We start from the raw sequence: 13,360 nt of genomic DNA on the forward strand, positions 1-13,360 counted from the left end.
CAAAGCTCCTGGAAATACCCTTCAGGAACACTGTCATGCCTGCAGCCACCTCGCGCAAACCGCACTTTTTCCCTACACGCTTCTGGCAGGCCATGGCGCTGGCGGTGGTCAGCGTCGGGCTGGGCACACTGGCCCATGCCGACGACAACGATGTGCCTTCCCTGGCCGGCAAACGCATTGCCATCAGCATGACCGGCACCAGTCACTACTTTGATGTCAAAGCCTTCGACGCCCAGGTTGCCGAAGTCAGGCGCCTGGGCGGCACACCGATCACCCTGGATGCTGGGCGCAACGATAAAAACCTGGTGACCCAACTGCAAACCGTGGTCACCCAGAAACCCGATGCGGTGATCCAGACCCTGGGCACCCTGAGCGTGATCGATCCCTGGCTCAAGCGTATCAGCAAGGCCGGCATTCCTCTGTTTACGATTGATGCGCCGTCGCAATACAGCCTCAATAACACCACATCGGACAACGTCGCCACCGGCAAGCATCTGGCCGACCAGTTGGTAGCCGACAGTGGCGCCAAGGGCAATATTCTGGTGTTCAACGGCTTTTACGGGGTGCCGGTGTGTGCGATCCGCTATGACCAGCTCAAACTGGCGCTCAAGGATCATCCCGAGCTGAAAATCATTGATCCCGAACTGCGTGATGTGATCCCCAATACCGTGCAGGACGCCTACAGTCAGGTCAGTGCACTGCTCAACAAATACCCCAAGGGCAGCGTAACCGCGATCTGGTCTGCCTGGGATATTCCGCAATTGGGCGCGAGCAAGGCGTTGGTGGATGCCGGGCGTACGGAGATCAAGACCTATGGCGTCGATGGCACGCCCGAAGTGCTGGAGTTGCTCAAACGCAGCGACTCGCCGGTCGGTGCGGTGATAGCCCAGCAACCGGCTTTGATCGGCAAAACCGCTGTGCAAAACGTGGCGCGCTATCTGGCCGGGCAACATGACCTGCCCAGGGAAACCCAGGTGCCGACCCTGCTGACTACTGCTGCGAACCTTGAGCAGGTGCAAAAGCTGCGAGGCGATCAGTGACGTCTCCCGCCCTGCATTTGCAGGGCATCACCAAGTCTTTCGGGGCCACCCGGGCGCTGGATGGCGTTGATCTGCGCGTCGAGCAAGGCTCCATTCACGGGCTGGTCGGTGAAAACGGTGCCGGTAAATCAACCCTGATCAAAGTGCTGGCAGGTATCCATCGGGCCGACAGTGGCACCCTGGCAGTGGACGGGCAGTCTTTTGCGGCGTTGAGCCCGCGGCAGATTGAGGCGCTGGGCGTGCATTTCATTCACCAGGAGCGCTTGTTGCCCGCCAGTTTTACCGTAGGTGAAGCGCTGTTCTTCGGCCGCGAACTCCGGTGCGGGCCTTTTATCCGCCGGCGTGCCCAGGACCGCGAGGCCGCACGGTTGTTGCGTGAGTATTTCGACCTGGAGTTCCCCGCCGGGGCGCTGGTCAGCGAGCTGGACAGCGCCCGGCGACAGATTCTGCAAATTACCCGGGCCTTGCTGGCCAAGCCGAAAGTCCTGGTGTTCGACGAGCCCAGCGTGTCACTGGTCAAGCGCGAGGTTGACCAGTTGCTGGCCATTATCCGCCGTCTGCGCGATCAGGGTCTGACGATTGTGTATATCTCCCATTATCTGCAAGAAATCCAAAGCCTGTGCGACCGGGTCACCGTGTTGCGCAATGGTCGTGCCGTGGCGGTGGTGGATCCGCGCAGTACTTCGACGGCACAGATTGCCCGGTTGATGGTCAATCGCGAGGTCGGCGAGATGTACCCCAAGGCCGTGGTAACGCCGGGTGAGGTGGTGCTCGAACTGAAGGGGCTCAGTGCTGGTCTGGCGTATCGCGATATCCACTTGAGCCTGCGCAAAGGTGAAGTGTTGGGGCTGACCGGGCTGGTGGGTTCTGGTGCCAAGGAACTGTTCAAGACTTTGTTTGGTCTGGTGCAGCCCGAGCAGGGCAGCGTGCATTTGCAAGGACGCCTTACGCGCCTCAAGTCGCCCCGCGATGCGGTGCGCAAAGGTATCGCGCTGGTGCCCGAAGAGCGCCGCAGCCACGGGGTAGCACCACTGCTTTCGGTCATGGAAAACCTGACCCTGGCCGGCTTGTCGCGCTTTAGTCGCTGGGGGCTGTTGAGTTCTGCGGCACAGGTTCGGGAAAGCGATCGGCTGATTGCCGAGCTGGGGATCAAGACCGCCGGACATGACGCCAGGGTCTCGCAGTTGAGTGGCGGCAATCAGCAAAAAGTCGCGCTGGGTAAATGGCTAGGGAAGGGCTGTGCGGTGTATCTGCTCGACGAACCCAGTGTCGGCATCGATATCGGCGCCAAGGTCGAGATCTATCGCCTGATCGGCCGCTTGGCCAAGCAAGGTGCGGCGGTGCTCGTGCTGTCTTCTGATTTACCGGAGCTGATTGGCATTAGTGACCGGATTCTGGTGATGCACCGTGGTGCGCTGGCCGGTGAATTCGATGCCCGCGAGGTCGACAGCGATCGTTTGCTGGCCTGTGCCACGGGGGCGCGGGAATTAGCCACTGTGGCCCTTGAATGCGAGCAGGAGCCTGCACATGCCTTCGTCTGAAATCCTCGTCCAACCGCTGGCCCGACGGCTTGGCTTGCTGCTTCTGAGGCGCGGCTCACTGCTGGCGCTTTTGCTGATTCTGGCGGTGTTCGCCGTGAGTGCGCCAAACTTCCTCAGCCCGGGCAATATCGCCAACGTGTTTGCCCAGTCGGCGATCCTCGGCATTCTCGCCTTCGGCCTTACCTGTGTGGTGATTGGTGGTGGTTCCAATGTGGTTTCGGGTGGCCTTGACCTGTCGCTGGCGGCCAATCTGGGCCTCTGTGCAGCGGTCTACAGCAGCCTGAACAATGCGGGGCTGAACGCCGCGCAAGCAATTGGCCTGACCTTGCTCTGCGGGCTGGCGGTGGGTGCCCTGAACGGTTTTACCGTAGTGGTGCTGCGTCTGCCGCCGCTGCTCGCCACCCTGGCGAGCATGAACCTGATTGCCGGGCTGGAGCTGGTGCTGACCCAAAACAGCGTACTGCCCACCGACTCGGCCTTGCTCGACATCCTGGCCACTGGTGAATGGCTGCGGGTACCCGTACTGGCCTGGGTGTTGCTGGGGGTTGCCTTGCTGCTGGGCTTGTTGATTCAGCACAGCCCTTATGGCTTGCGCCTGTATGCGGTGGGCGAATACCCCCAGGCGGCGCGGGCGGCCGGGCTGGGCGTAGGCCGCTATGTGTTTTCCAGCTACCTGATTGCCGGGCTGTGTGCAGCGGTTGCAGCATTTTGTTCGGCGGCATTTTTCAGCGGCAGCACCACCGGTTCCGGGGACATGCTGCTGTCGGTTGTGGCCATTGCTTTTCTCGGTGTGGTGTTCTCCCGGCGGCTGGTGGCGAATATCCCCGGCACCTTGTTGGCAACGTTGCTGCTGGGTTTCTTGATTAACGGTTTCCAACTGCTGAACATCGCCAGCTTCTGGGTCAACGGTGTGCAGGGGGTGCTGATTCTATTGGTGGTGGCCATGTCCAGTGCCTTGCGCAAAGAGGAGGGTGGACAATGACTACGCTCGCTGCAACGCCGGTATCCGCGGTGCTTATATCCCGCCTGCTGCGCGGTATTCTGCCGCTCTTGATCGTTGTGATCGTGGTTTTTTTCGCTGTGGCTGCGCCGGGATTTTTGACCCTGGGCAATTTGAGCAGCCTGCTGCTGAACAACTTCGTGCTGTTGGCGATTGTTGCCATTGGCATGACCTGGGCTGTGGCGGCAGGGGGGATCGACCTGTCGGTGGGCACCGCGGCGGATTTCGCCAGCCTGGTTTTTGTCGTGCTGCTAAATGGCGGTCATGGCCTGCCCGTTGCCATCCCCGGCGCCCTGCTGGCCGGGGCGCTGGTGGGGGGCTTTAATGCGGGGCTGATCGCGGGTCTTGGCATCACGCCATTTCTGGCGACACTGGGCACCTTGTTTATCGGCACCAGTGTTCAGCAGTTGCTGTCCGAGGGTGGGCAGCCGATCTATATCGCGCAGAACCTGTTGCCGGGGATTAGCGCGATGTCATGGTTGGGTGTGCCCTTGCCTTTGTGGCTGGTGCTGGGTGTGGCGACGGTATACGGGGTGATTCTGGCCCGAGGGCGGTTGGGGCGAGAAATTCTCGCGGTTGGCACTCAGGTGCAACTGGCGCGATATTCGGGCCTGTCGATCCGCCAGATCAGCCTCAAGGTGTTTATTGCCAGCGCGCTGGCCTGTGCCGTGGCCGGGATTGTGCTCAGTTCCACGGTCAATGCTTATGTACCGATGTCGGGCAATGCGTTTTTGATCAATGCCATCGGTGCAGTGTTTATGGGCACTACCTTGAGTCGCAACGGACGCGCCAACATCCCCGGCACGTTGCTGGGGGTGTTGTTTATCAATGTGATTGCCAATGGGTTGCTGTTGATCGGCTGGAATTTCTATTGGCAGCAGGTGGCGACCGGGGCGCTGATTTTGCTGGTGCTGGCGTTCAGTTTTGGCAGTCGGCGATTGCAGGCGCAGCAGTAAGCCTGAAGGGGCTGGTTTGCCTGCGGTGGCAGCCCTGTGCTGGTGCGAATGCCCCGCGCTGTCTGCATCGCGAGGCCCGCGGCCACACCGCTGTCTAGCCTGCTTTGAGGCTATTGCCGATCTGCCAAACATACAGCGGCGCAGTACCGTTAACCGCCCAGTCCCCGACAATCCGCGCCTTGTAGATCCACGGGTTGTGGGAGGCCGCAGTGCGAGCATTGCGCCAGTGGCGATCCAGCGCCTTGCTGACGCTGACCCCGGAGGCTCCCAACGCATTGAACAGATCGCTGGTGGCCCGCAGAATCAATTCCGACACCACCACCTGGGCTTTGGAAGTCTCGATTTCGGCGTCGATATTGGCCTGGCGCTCGGCTTCAATATCCTCGGCCAGGCGTGCGACATAGGCCCTCTGCAGCGATTCGGCCGAGCGTAGGGTCAGCGCCTCGGCTGCGTAGACCTGAGCCGATATCTGCCCGACCACTTGCAGGATTTGCGCATCGCCACTGGCGGTCTCGGCATTGCCGTGGCTGAACACCCGCTTGCGTTCACGCACTTCTTGCGCAATATCGCGCTCCACCGCACGACCAATACCCGTGAGTACGGCCAGCAGCACCAGTTGGTAAAAAGCGGTCTGGTATTTGAAACGTGTTTCGAAGGGGATTACGTGTTCGGCGCTCAGCGGCACGTCGACATACACCGAAGTGCCGCTGCCCGTGGTGCGCTGGCCAAAGCCGTCCCAGTCATCGCTCTGGGTGACACCGGGGTGATGGGCATGCACCAGGGCAATCACATCGGCGCCGTTGTCCGAACGCTGGGCATAGACATCTATCCAGTCGGCAAAGAGGCTGCCGGTACTGTAGTACTTGGCGCCGTTGAGGAGGTACTTGTCGCCGTGGGGGGTGATCCTGGTGAGGATTTCCCCCAGTTTTACCGCGCCCACTTCAGTCCAGCCATTGCCCACCAGCTCGCCCGCCACAAAACGTGCGAACCATGCCCCGCGTTCCGGGCTTGGCGAAGCGTTGAGACGGTCTTCGACAAAGGCAAAATGGCCGCGCAGGGCTTGCGGGATATTGGAGTCGGCCTCGGCCAGCTCGATCAGCAACTGGAACAATTGGCCGATGGACGCTCCGGAGCCGCCGTATTCAATCGGCACCCGCACTGCGCCAAAACCTGCCTGCTTGAGCCAGCGGATAGGTTCATGGGGCAACTCGCGGGCCTGTTCGCGTTCAAGCGTGCCGGCGGCGATTTTGCGAAACAGCGGGCGAAAACGATTGGCCAGGGTCTCGTAGTCGGTGCCCACGGACAGAGGTGATGCGGTCATGGCAGTTCTCCTGAAATGGAAGGTTCCTGTCGTGGGGGGTTGCAGGGTTTGTGCCGCAGGCGACGAGCCCGCAAAACCGGGAGTCAGGCCTTGGCAACTGACTGCTGAGCAACAGTTAACAATCAGGTTGTACGCAAATCGCACAGCAATGAGCACCAAGAATCCTTGCGCGGGCAAGCAGGCTCGTACTCGCAAGGCAGGGGCATGTCCGGCACGGCCTGTGCAATAGCGCTTTCAAAAGCCTTGCCGTGGAGTAATTGGATGTCCCGTGAAATCCGTCTCAATGCCTTCGATATGAACTGTGTCGGTCATCAATCCCCGGGCTTGTGGGCCCACCCCCGTGATCGCTCGTGGCAGTACAAGGACCTTGAATACTGGACAGACCTGGCCAGGATCCTTGAGCGTGGCAAGTTCGACGGACTGTTTATCGCCGATGTGCTGGGAATCTATGACGTGTATCGCGGCAATGGCGATGCGGCGATCCGCCAGGGCGTGCAGGTGCCGGTCAATGACCCGCTGCAACTGATCCCGCCGATGGCGCTGGTGACCGAGCACCTGGGGTTTGGCCTGACCGCCTCATTGTCGTTTGAGCATCCGTATCCGTTCGCTCGTCGGCTGTCGACCCTTGACCATCTGACCAAAAGCCGTGCAGGGTGGAATATTGTCACTTCGTATCTGGAAAGCGGCGCCAGGAACATCGGGCAGCAAGCGCTGACCGAGCACGATGCGCGCTATGACTATGCCCAGGAATATCTGGAAGTTTGCTACAAGCTCTGGGAAGGCAGCTGGGAAGAGGGCGCCATCCTGCGCGACCGCGAGCGACGGGTGTTCAGCGACCCGGGCAAAATTCATGAAATCCACCACTACGGCAAACATTTCCAGGTGCCGGGCATTCACCTCTGTGAACCCTCGCCGCAGCGCACTCCGGTGCTCTATCAGGCAGGGGCGTCCGGCCGGGGCAAGCAGTTTGCCGCCGAGCAGGCCGAGTGCGTATTTGTCGCGGCGCCGTCCAAGGTGCTGTTGAAAAAAACCGTCGCCGATATCCGCCGCCGTGCGGCCGAAGCCGGGCGAGACCCTGCCAAAATCCTGATTTTCAATCTGCAGACAGTGATCCTCGGCGAGACCGATGCCCTGGCCAAGGCCAAGTTCGAAGAATACAAAAGCTACGTCAGCTACGAAGGCGCAATGGCCCTGATCAGCGGCTGGACCGGCATTGATTTCAGTCAGTTCAAGCCTGACGAGCCGCTCAAACATGTGCACACCAATGCCATTCAGTCGGCGGTCGAGACCTTTTCCACGGCGGACCCCAACACTGTCTGGACCCCCAATGCCCTGGCCGACTGGGTGGGCATCGGCGGCTTTGGCCCGCTGTTTGTCGGCAGCCCGGAAACCGTGGCTGACCTGCTCGAAGAATGGGTGGCCGAGACCGATGTGGACGGTTTCAACCTGGCTTACGCCATCACCCACGAGACCTTTATCGACGCCGTCGAGCTGTTGGTGCCGGAACTGCAAAAACGCGGCGTGTACAAGAAGGACTACGCGCCGGGGACTCTGCGCGAGAAGCTGTTTGGCGAAGGTCCGCGTCTGGCACACGGGCATCCGGGGGCGGGCTACCGCAACCTGGGCGAACTCAACCGCAGCCGCGCAACAGAGCCTGCTTGAAACCAGGGGCTGGACACAGGCAGGGTCTGTGACTGACTCTGCGTTCAGCGCTCAATAAATCCAGGAACGAGTGAATGACCTCAAGTGATGTGCCAAGCGGACAGGCAACCCCTGCCATCCGCACGGCCGATATTCTGATTGTTGGCGGTGGCCTGAGCGGTACGTTGCTGGCCATGCAACTGCTGCGCTTGCCGGGTGCCCGGCATATCGTGGTGCTGGAACCCCGGGCCGAACTGGGCCGGGGCGAGGCCTACAGCGCCACCGAGCTGGGCCATACCCTTAACGGCAATGCCGCGCGCATGAGCGTCGAACCGGATGATGCCGACGACCTGACCCGCTGGCTGCAGGCTCATATCGCCGGGGGTGGCTGGCCCGAGTCCGGGGTGCAGCAGGTGCCGGTTGCCGAGCTGTTCCCGCCGCGAGGGCTGTTTGGTGTGTATGCCCGCCAGCGTCTGGCCGAAGCACAGGCCATCGGCGCAGCGCAGGGCTCAAGCCTGAGCCATGTGCGTGATGAAGTGATCGATCTGCAAACCCCGGGGCAGGGTGTTATCACCACACTCAAGGACGGTAGCCAGTGGCAGGCCGGTGTTGCGGTCCTGGCCACCGGCATGTTCCCGGCGGCCCGCACGGCGCAGCGCCAGTCCAGTGGCCTCAACGCGGCAGCGCTGGACCCTTGGGATGTCCAGGCTTTGCGTGCGCTGCCGGTGGATGCCCGGGTACTGATTATCGGCTCGGGGCTGACCATGGTGGATGCCCTTGAGTCCCTGAACCAGGCGGGACACCGAGGGCCGATCGAGGTTTTTTCCCGGCATGGCCTGTTGCCCCATGTGCGACGCCAGCCGCCGGTATGGGAAGATTTTCTCAGCCTGGCCCCGGACCTTCGCAGTCCTTTGCAGCTGCTGCGTGAACTGCGCCGCCAATGTGCCCTGGCCCAGTCCCTCGGGATCGACTGGCAGGCACCGCTGGACACCGTGCGCGTGCATATCGCCAGGCTCTGGAGTCAGGCCGATGATACCCAGCGCCGTCAGTTTGTACGCCATGTGCGGCCCTGGTGGGAGAGCCATCATCACCGTTCGCCGCCTCAGGGTGATGCCTTGTTGCAGCGCCTGCTCGAGGAAGGGCGGCTGACCATCCATGCGGCGTCGCTGCAAGGGGTTGATAGCTCAGGGCCACGGATCCGGCTGCGTTATCGCGGGCAATCCGAAGCGGTATGGATTGAAGGTGATGGCCTGATCAACTCCACCGGCATCGAGTACGACTGGCGCCGGGTGGATAAACCCTTGCCACGCCAGCTGTTGCAGCGCGGGTTGATACGGCCCGGCAATCTGGGGCTGGGCATTGCCGCCGATGCGGGCGGGGCGGTTTTGAATGCGCAGGCCGAGCCCGCACAGCGATTGTTTGCGATGGGCCCACCATTGCGCGGCATGTGGTGGGAAAGTACCGCGGTAACCGATGTTGCCTTGCAGGCCAAGGCATTGGCTGAGCGATTGGCGTCGCTGTAATACCCCCCCCCGACCTTCTCCCGCAGTCAGGGGGTTGGGGGGGCTTTTGTTTGAAATGACTTAATTGCCCTCAAAGCGAGCCGCCCGTTTTTCGATAAACGCCTGCATGCCTTCTTTTTGATCTCTGGAGGCAAACAGCAGTGCATTGGCTTTGCGCTCCAGCGCCAGGCCCGTTTCCAGTGGCCCGTCAACCCCGGCCAAAATCACTTCTTTGATCTGTTCTGCTGCCAGCGGCGGCATGGCGGCGATCAGTTGCGCCATCTCCAGGGCATAGGCCTGGACCTCGGCATCGTCCACAACGTTGCTCACCAGTCCCGAAATCCAGGCCTCTTCAGCGGTAATCGGCTGCCCGGTGAGGGCCATGCGCATCGCCTTGGCCTTGCCGACCGCCCGCACCAGCCGTTGAGTGCCGCCGATACCCGGCATGATGCCGATGCGAATTTCCGGCTGGCAAAATTTGGCGCTGCGCCCGGCCACGATGATGTCCGCCAGCATCGCCAGTTCGCAGCCACCGCCATAGGCATAGCCGCACACCGCCGCAATCACCGGCTTGGGGCAATGCTGGATGGGTGCCCACAGCCGTTCGGTATGACGCTGGTAAATATCGATCGGGCCGACCCCGGCCATGCTGTTGATATCGCCACCGGCTGCAAACACTTTGTCGCCACCGGTCAACAGGATGCAGCGCACGTTCGGGTTCTCGGCCAGCTCGGTGAAGTGACGCGACAGCAGCGCTTGCAGCTCAAGGCTCAGGGCGTTGGTGGCCTGGGGGCGGTTAAGACGCAGCAGGGCCACGCCCGGGCTCGGGAATTCAAGTAGTACCGGCGCGGCAGATGGTTCTGTCATGGGGTTCCTCATTGACGGGGGCTGTCACCACAGCATGCGCTGGATTGTTGCGTTCACCCGGTCGTGATTCATCGTCCGTTCAGACGACGAGCAGCCCCCGGATTGCCCCTAGAGTGGCTCCATCAGTAGAAAAGGAGCATGTCATGGGTCAACTCTCAGGGCTGGATTACAGCGCCAAGGTGGTGCTGGTCACCGGCGGCACCAAAGGCATCGGCGCCGGAATCGCCCGCAGCTTTCTGCAAGCCGGGGCACGGGTGATCGTATGTGGCAGGACAACCCCCGAGGTGTTGCCCCGGGCGGGATCGGCACAGGCGGTGTTCATGGCCTGCGATGTGCGCGACCCGGACTCGCTCCAGGCACTGTTCGAAGGCATTCGTGCCGATTTCGGCCGCCTCGATGTGCTCATCAACAATGCCGGCGGCAGCCCGCCGGCCGATGCGGCCAGCGTCTCGCCGCGATTTCACGAAAGCATTATCCGTCTCAACCTGATCGCCCCGCTGAACGTTGCCCAGCAGGCCAATGCCCTGATGCAGCAACAGGACGAGGGTGGTTGCATCGTGTTTATCGGCAGTATCAGTGCCTTGCGCGCATCGCCGGGCACCGCCGCGTATGGCGCGGCGAAGGCCGGGGTGCTGGCCCTGGTGCAGTCGTTGGCCGTGGAGTGGGCACCCAAGGTGCGGGTAGTGGCGGTCAGTCCGGGGCTGGTACGCACCGAGCAGGCCCATCTGCATTTTGGCGACGAACAAGGCATCGCGGCGGTCAGCGCCGGGATCCCGGCCGGGCGCATGGCGCTGCCCGAAGACATCGGCAACGCCTGCCTGTTTATCGCATCACCCCTGGCCGGCTATGCCAGCGGCTGCAACCTGTTGTTGCACGGCGGCGGCGAACGCCCGGCTTTTTTGAGCGCTGCGCACTGACGACCTTCAGCGGCGACCACCCGGTTGCTGCACTTGACACGCAGGAGACGAACTTGGCTGATTCTCAATTGCTAACCGACGTGCGCGCCCTGGTGGGGCGTGAATATGGTCGCGTCTACGCCTGGGACGAAGTCAACGCCCCGATGATCCGCCAGTGGTGCGAGATCATGGGCGTCGACAACCCGCTTTACACCGACCCGGCCTTTGCCGCCAACAGCGCCCAGGACGGGCTGGTGGCGCCGCCTGCGATGTTGCAGGTGTGGTGCATGGAAGGTTTTCACATAAACAACTATGCGCCCGGCTCGACCACCGAAAACCCCTATGAAGTGCTCAAGCTGATTGAGTCCTACGGTTATCCGTCGGTGGTCGCGGTCAACTCCGAACTGACCTTCGAGCGCAACCTGCGTCCGGGTGAAAAGCTCTACTACACCACGCGGCTTGACTCGGTGGGCGACGAAAAAACCACCGGTCTGGGCACCGGCTTCTTTGTCACCCTGGTGATGGACTACTTCGTTGAACACAAAAGTGGCGACGAGGCCGTTGGCCAGTTGCTGTTTCGCGTATTCAAGTTTCGCCCGGCCAACAACCATGCGGTCGAGGCCGCTCCGGCCAAGGCCGAAGCGGCTGCGGTGGTCAAACGGCCGAAGCCGGGCATGAGCGATGACACGCGGTTTTTCTGGGAAGGCTGTGACGCCGGCAAGCTGCTGATCCAGCGCTGCACCCAGTGCCAGACCTTGCGTCATCCGCCGGCGCCGGTGTGCATCGAATGCCACTCGTTTGATTGGGACAGTGTGCAGGCCAGCGGCCGCGCCAGCCTGTATTCGTTTGTGATCATGCATTACCCCGAAGTTGCCCCGTTCGACCATCCCAACCCGATCGGCCTGATCGAGCTGGAGGAGGGCGTGCGTCTGGTGGCGGGGCTTGCAGGCGCCAAGCGCGAGGACCTGCGTATTGGCCAGCCCTTGCAGCTTGAGTTCCAGACCTTCGATGGCGAGTTGACCTTGCCGCTATTCCGACCTGTGGTCGAGTAAGGGAGCCAGCATGGATTTCGACATTAGCGAAGACCAGGGCGCCATTGCCGAAATGGCCGGCAGCGTGTTTGCCGACTATTGCACCGATGACCGCCTGCGCCAGTTCGATACCAGTGAGCAGGCCTATATGCAGCCGCTGTGGGAACTGTGCGTGGAAACCGGCCTGCAAGCCCTGGCCATCCCTGAAGCACAGGGTGGCAGCGGCCTGGGCATGACCGAATTGATGCTGGTGTTACAGGCTCAGGGCCGTGCGTTGGGGCAGGTGCCGCTTTGGCGCCATCAACTGGCGGCTGCCACTGTCGCGCAGTTTGCCGATCCGTCATTGCAGGCGTGGGCTGAGGAGGCCGCCGCGGGCAGGGCATTGCTGACCCTAGATTTGAGCGGCCTGTTCAACGCCCATGGCATTCAATTGCACGGGGTAGAGACTGACGGTGGCTGGCGTGTCAAAGGCCGGGTGGGCGCTCTGGCGCTGGCCGAGCAATCGCAGGCGGCGTTGCTGCTGGTCAGTGTTGACGGGCAGCCGCGGTTGGCGCTGGTCGAGCTGGGCGACAAGGCGATCACTCACGTGCCCGGGCGCATGACCCATGGTGAGGCCATTGCCGATGTACATATCGACGGACTGCTGATCCGCGCCGAGTGCCTGCTCCCGCCAGCCGCGCTGGACTGGCTGGAGCCGCGCAGCATCGCCGCACTGGCGGCGCTGCAGCTGGGCGTCAGTGCCGAGCAGATCCGCCGCACCGTGGAATACGTCACCGAGCGGCGTCAGTTCGAACGCAGCATTGGCAGTTTTCAGGCGGTGCAAATGAGCATGGCCAACGCCCATATCGCCCTCGAAGCGCTGCGCAGCACCCTGTGGCAATTGTGCTACCGCCTGGACGCCGGTTTGCCGGCGCCCAGCGAAGCACTGGCCACGGCCTGGCAGGCCTGTGAAGCGGGGCATCTGATTGGGCACAACGCCCAGCACGTACATGGCGGCATAGGTGTCGACCTGACCTACCCGATACACCGCTTCCTCTACTGGAGCCGCGCCCTGGGTTGTGCCCTGGGTGGATCGGCAGCATGCCTTGAACGCCTCGGCGACTGGCTGAGCCATAACGACAAGCTGGGATGGAAATATGACCTTGCAGAACACCAAGCGCTTTGACGACGTGCGCCCCGGCGAAACCCTGCCGGAACTGGCGATCCCGATCACCGTGGGCCTGATCGCCGGTGGTGCCATCGCCACCCGCGACTACTTCCCCGGCCACCATGATGTAGAGGCGGCGCGGGAGTTGGGCTCGCCACATATCTTCATGAATATCCTCACCACCAACGGCCTGGTGCAACGCTATATCGAAGACTGGGCCGGCCCCGGGGCGCGTTTTGCCTCGCTGAAGATCAAGCTTGGCGCGCCGAATTATCCCGGCGACAGCATGACCTTCAATGGCGCGGTCACCCGTCAGGATGCCACTACCCGCACGGTGGAAATCACCCTCAGCGGCAAAAATTCCATGGGTAACCACGTGACCGGTACGGTCGCGCTGGTTCTGCCCTGATCGCGGAGA

Annotated in this window: 12 protein-coding genes; 10 read left to right on the top strand and 2 right to left on the bottom strand. The window is 62.0% G+C overall.

The window, feature by feature from the left end:
- Positions 1-92 precede the first annotated feature (92 nt).
- Genes GHN92_RS14880 through GHN92_RS14895 form a run of 4 tightly spaced genes read left to right on the top strand, consistent with a single transcriptional unit; the run spans position 93 to position 4,537 of the window.
- The gene (locus GHN92_RS14880; protein WP_238705493.1) at positions 93-1,040 is read left to right on the top strand and encodes a sugar ABC transporter substrate-binding protein; all 948 of its coding nucleotides are present in this window, start codon (positions 93-95) and stop codon (positions 1,038-1,040) included.
- Entirely contained in the window at positions 1,037-2,581 is a 1,545-nt protein-coding gene (locus tag GHN92_RS14885; protein ID WP_095021159.1) for a sugar ABC transporter ATP-binding protein, read from the top strand. The genes GHN92_RS14880 and GHN92_RS14885 overlap by 4 nt, the downstream gene beginning before the upstream one ends.
- Entirely contained in the window at positions 2,568-3,563 is a 996-nt protein-coding gene (locus GHN92_RS14890; RefSeq protein WP_094999998.1) for an ABC transporter permease, read from the top strand. Before GHN92_RS14885 ends, GHN92_RS14890 begins: the two co-directional genes overlap by 14 nt.
- Positions 3,560-4,537 carry an ABC transporter permease gene (locus GHN92_RS14895; RefSeq protein WP_153380481.1) on the top strand — a complete coding sequence of 326 codons (978 nt, stop codon included), beginning with the start codon at positions 3,560-3,562 and terminating at the stop codon, positions 4,535-4,537. The genes GHN92_RS14890 and GHN92_RS14895 overlap by 4 nt, the downstream gene beginning before the upstream one ends.
- Positions 4,538-4,631: 94 nt before the next feature.
- Here GHN92_RS14895 and GHN92_RS14900 read toward each other — a convergent pair whose 3' ends face one another.
- Entirely contained in the window at positions 4,632-5,858 is a 1,227-nt protein-coding gene (locus GHN92_RS14900; RefSeq protein ID WP_153380483.1) for an acyl-CoA dehydrogenase family protein, read from the bottom strand.
- Positions 5,859-6,119: 261 nt separating this feature from the next.
- Between GHN92_RS14900 and GHN92_RS14905 the strand changes: the two genes are divergently transcribed.
- Both GHN92_RS14905 and GHN92_RS14910 read left to right on the top strand, forming a co-directional pair.
- The gene (locus tag GHN92_RS14905; protein ID WP_153380485.1) at positions 6,120-7,520 is read left to right on the top strand and encodes an LLM class flavin-dependent oxidoreductase; all 1,401 of its coding nucleotides are present in this window, start codon (positions 6,120-6,122) and stop codon (positions 7,518-7,520) included.
- Positions 7,521-7,594: 74 nt separating this feature from the next.
- Positions 7,595-9,022 carry an FAD/NAD(P)-binding protein gene (locus GHN92_RS14910; RefSeq protein ID WP_153380487.1) on the top strand — a complete coding sequence of 476 codons (1,428 nt, stop codon included), beginning with the start codon at positions 7,595-7,597 and terminating at the stop codon, positions 9,020-9,022.
- Positions 9,023-9,082: 60 nt separating this feature from the next.
- Here GHN92_RS14910 and GHN92_RS14915 read toward each other — a convergent pair whose 3' ends face one another.
- Complete coding sequence (locus GHN92_RS14915) at positions 9,083-9,868, bottom strand: enoyl-CoA hydratase (RefSeq protein ID WP_178102633.1); 786 nt, start codon at positions 9,866-9,868, stop codon at positions 9,083-9,085.
- A gap of 143 nt (positions 9,869-10,011) precedes the next feature.
- On the opposite strand from GHN92_RS14915, the gene GHN92_RS14920 reads away from it, so the two are divergent.
- From GHN92_RS14920 to GHN92_RS14935, 4 genes are read left to right on the top strand one after another with little or no spacing between them, the layout of a single operon-like run.
- Positions 10,012-10,785 carry an SDR family oxidoreductase gene (locus GHN92_RS14920; RefSeq protein ID WP_095000004.1) on the top strand — a complete coding sequence of 258 codons (774 nt, stop codon included), beginning with the start codon at positions 10,012-10,014 and terminating at the stop codon, positions 10,783-10,785.
- 53 nt (positions 10,786-10,838) lie between these two features.
- Positions 10,839-11,816 carry a bifunctional MaoC family dehydratase N-terminal/OB-fold nucleic acid binding domain-containing protein gene (locus GHN92_RS14925; protein WP_095021156.1) on the top strand — a complete coding sequence of 326 codons (978 nt, stop codon included), beginning with the start codon at positions 10,839-10,841 and terminating at the stop codon, positions 11,814-11,816.
- 10 nt (positions 11,817-11,826) lie between these two features.
- Positions 11,827-12,960 (top strand): acyl-CoA dehydrogenase family protein, encoded by a 1,134-nt coding sequence (locus GHN92_RS14930; RefSeq protein WP_095018443.1) that lies wholly within the window; start codon positions 11,827-11,829, stop codon positions 12,958-12,960.
- Entirely contained in the window at positions 12,932-13,351 is a 420-nt protein-coding gene (locus tag GHN92_RS14935) for a MaoC family dehydratase (protein WP_095000007.1), read from the top strand. The genes GHN92_RS14930 and GHN92_RS14935 overlap by 29 nt, the downstream gene beginning before the upstream one ends.
- The last annotated feature ends 9 nt before the right edge of the window (positions 13,352-13,360 follow it).

The organism is Pseudomonas sp. FSL R10-2964, from assembly GCF_009600035.1.
GTDB lineage: Bacteria > Pseudomonadota > Gammaproteobacteria > Pseudomonadales > Pseudomonadaceae > Aquipseudomonas > Aquipseudomonas bubulae.

Coding starts and splice junctions, on each gene's coding strand:
- GHN92_RS14880 (WP_238705493.1), top strand. CDS start 93: ATGGCGCTGGCGGTGGTCAGCGTCGGGCTGGGCACACTGGCCCATGCC.
- GHN92_RS14890 (WP_094999998.1), top strand. CDS start 2,568: ATGCCTTCGTCTGAAATCCTCGTCCAACCGCTGGCCCGACGGCTTGGC.
- GHN92_RS14895 (WP_153380481.1), top strand. CDS start 3,560: ATGACTACGCTCGCTGCAACGCCGGTATCCGCGGTGCTTATATCCCGC.
- GHN92_RS14900 (WP_153380483.1), bottom strand. CDS start 5,858: ATGACCGCATCACCTCTGTCCGTGGGCACCGACTACGAGACCCTGGCC.
- GHN92_RS14905 (WP_153380485.1), top strand. CDS start 6,120: ATGTCCCGTGAAATCCGTCTCAATGCCTTCGATATGAACTGTGTCGGT.
- GHN92_RS14910 (WP_153380487.1), top strand. CDS start 7,595: ATGACCTCAAGTGATGTGCCAAGCGGACAGGCAACCCCTGCCATCCGC.
- GHN92_RS14915 (WP_178102633.1), bottom strand. CDS start 9,868: ATGACAGAACCATCTGCCGCGCCGGTACTACTTGAATTCCCGAGCCCG.
- GHN92_RS14920 (WP_095000004.1), top strand. CDS start 10,012: ATGGGTCAACTCTCAGGGCTGGATTACAGCGCCAAGGTGGTGCTGGTC.
- GHN92_RS14930 (WP_095018443.1), top strand. CDS start 11,827: ATGGATTTCGACATTAGCGAAGACCAGGGCGCCATTGCCGAAATGGCC.
- GHN92_RS14935 (WP_095000007.1), top strand. CDS start 12,932: ATGACCTTGCAGAACACCAAGCGCTTTGACGACGTGCGCCCCGGCGAA.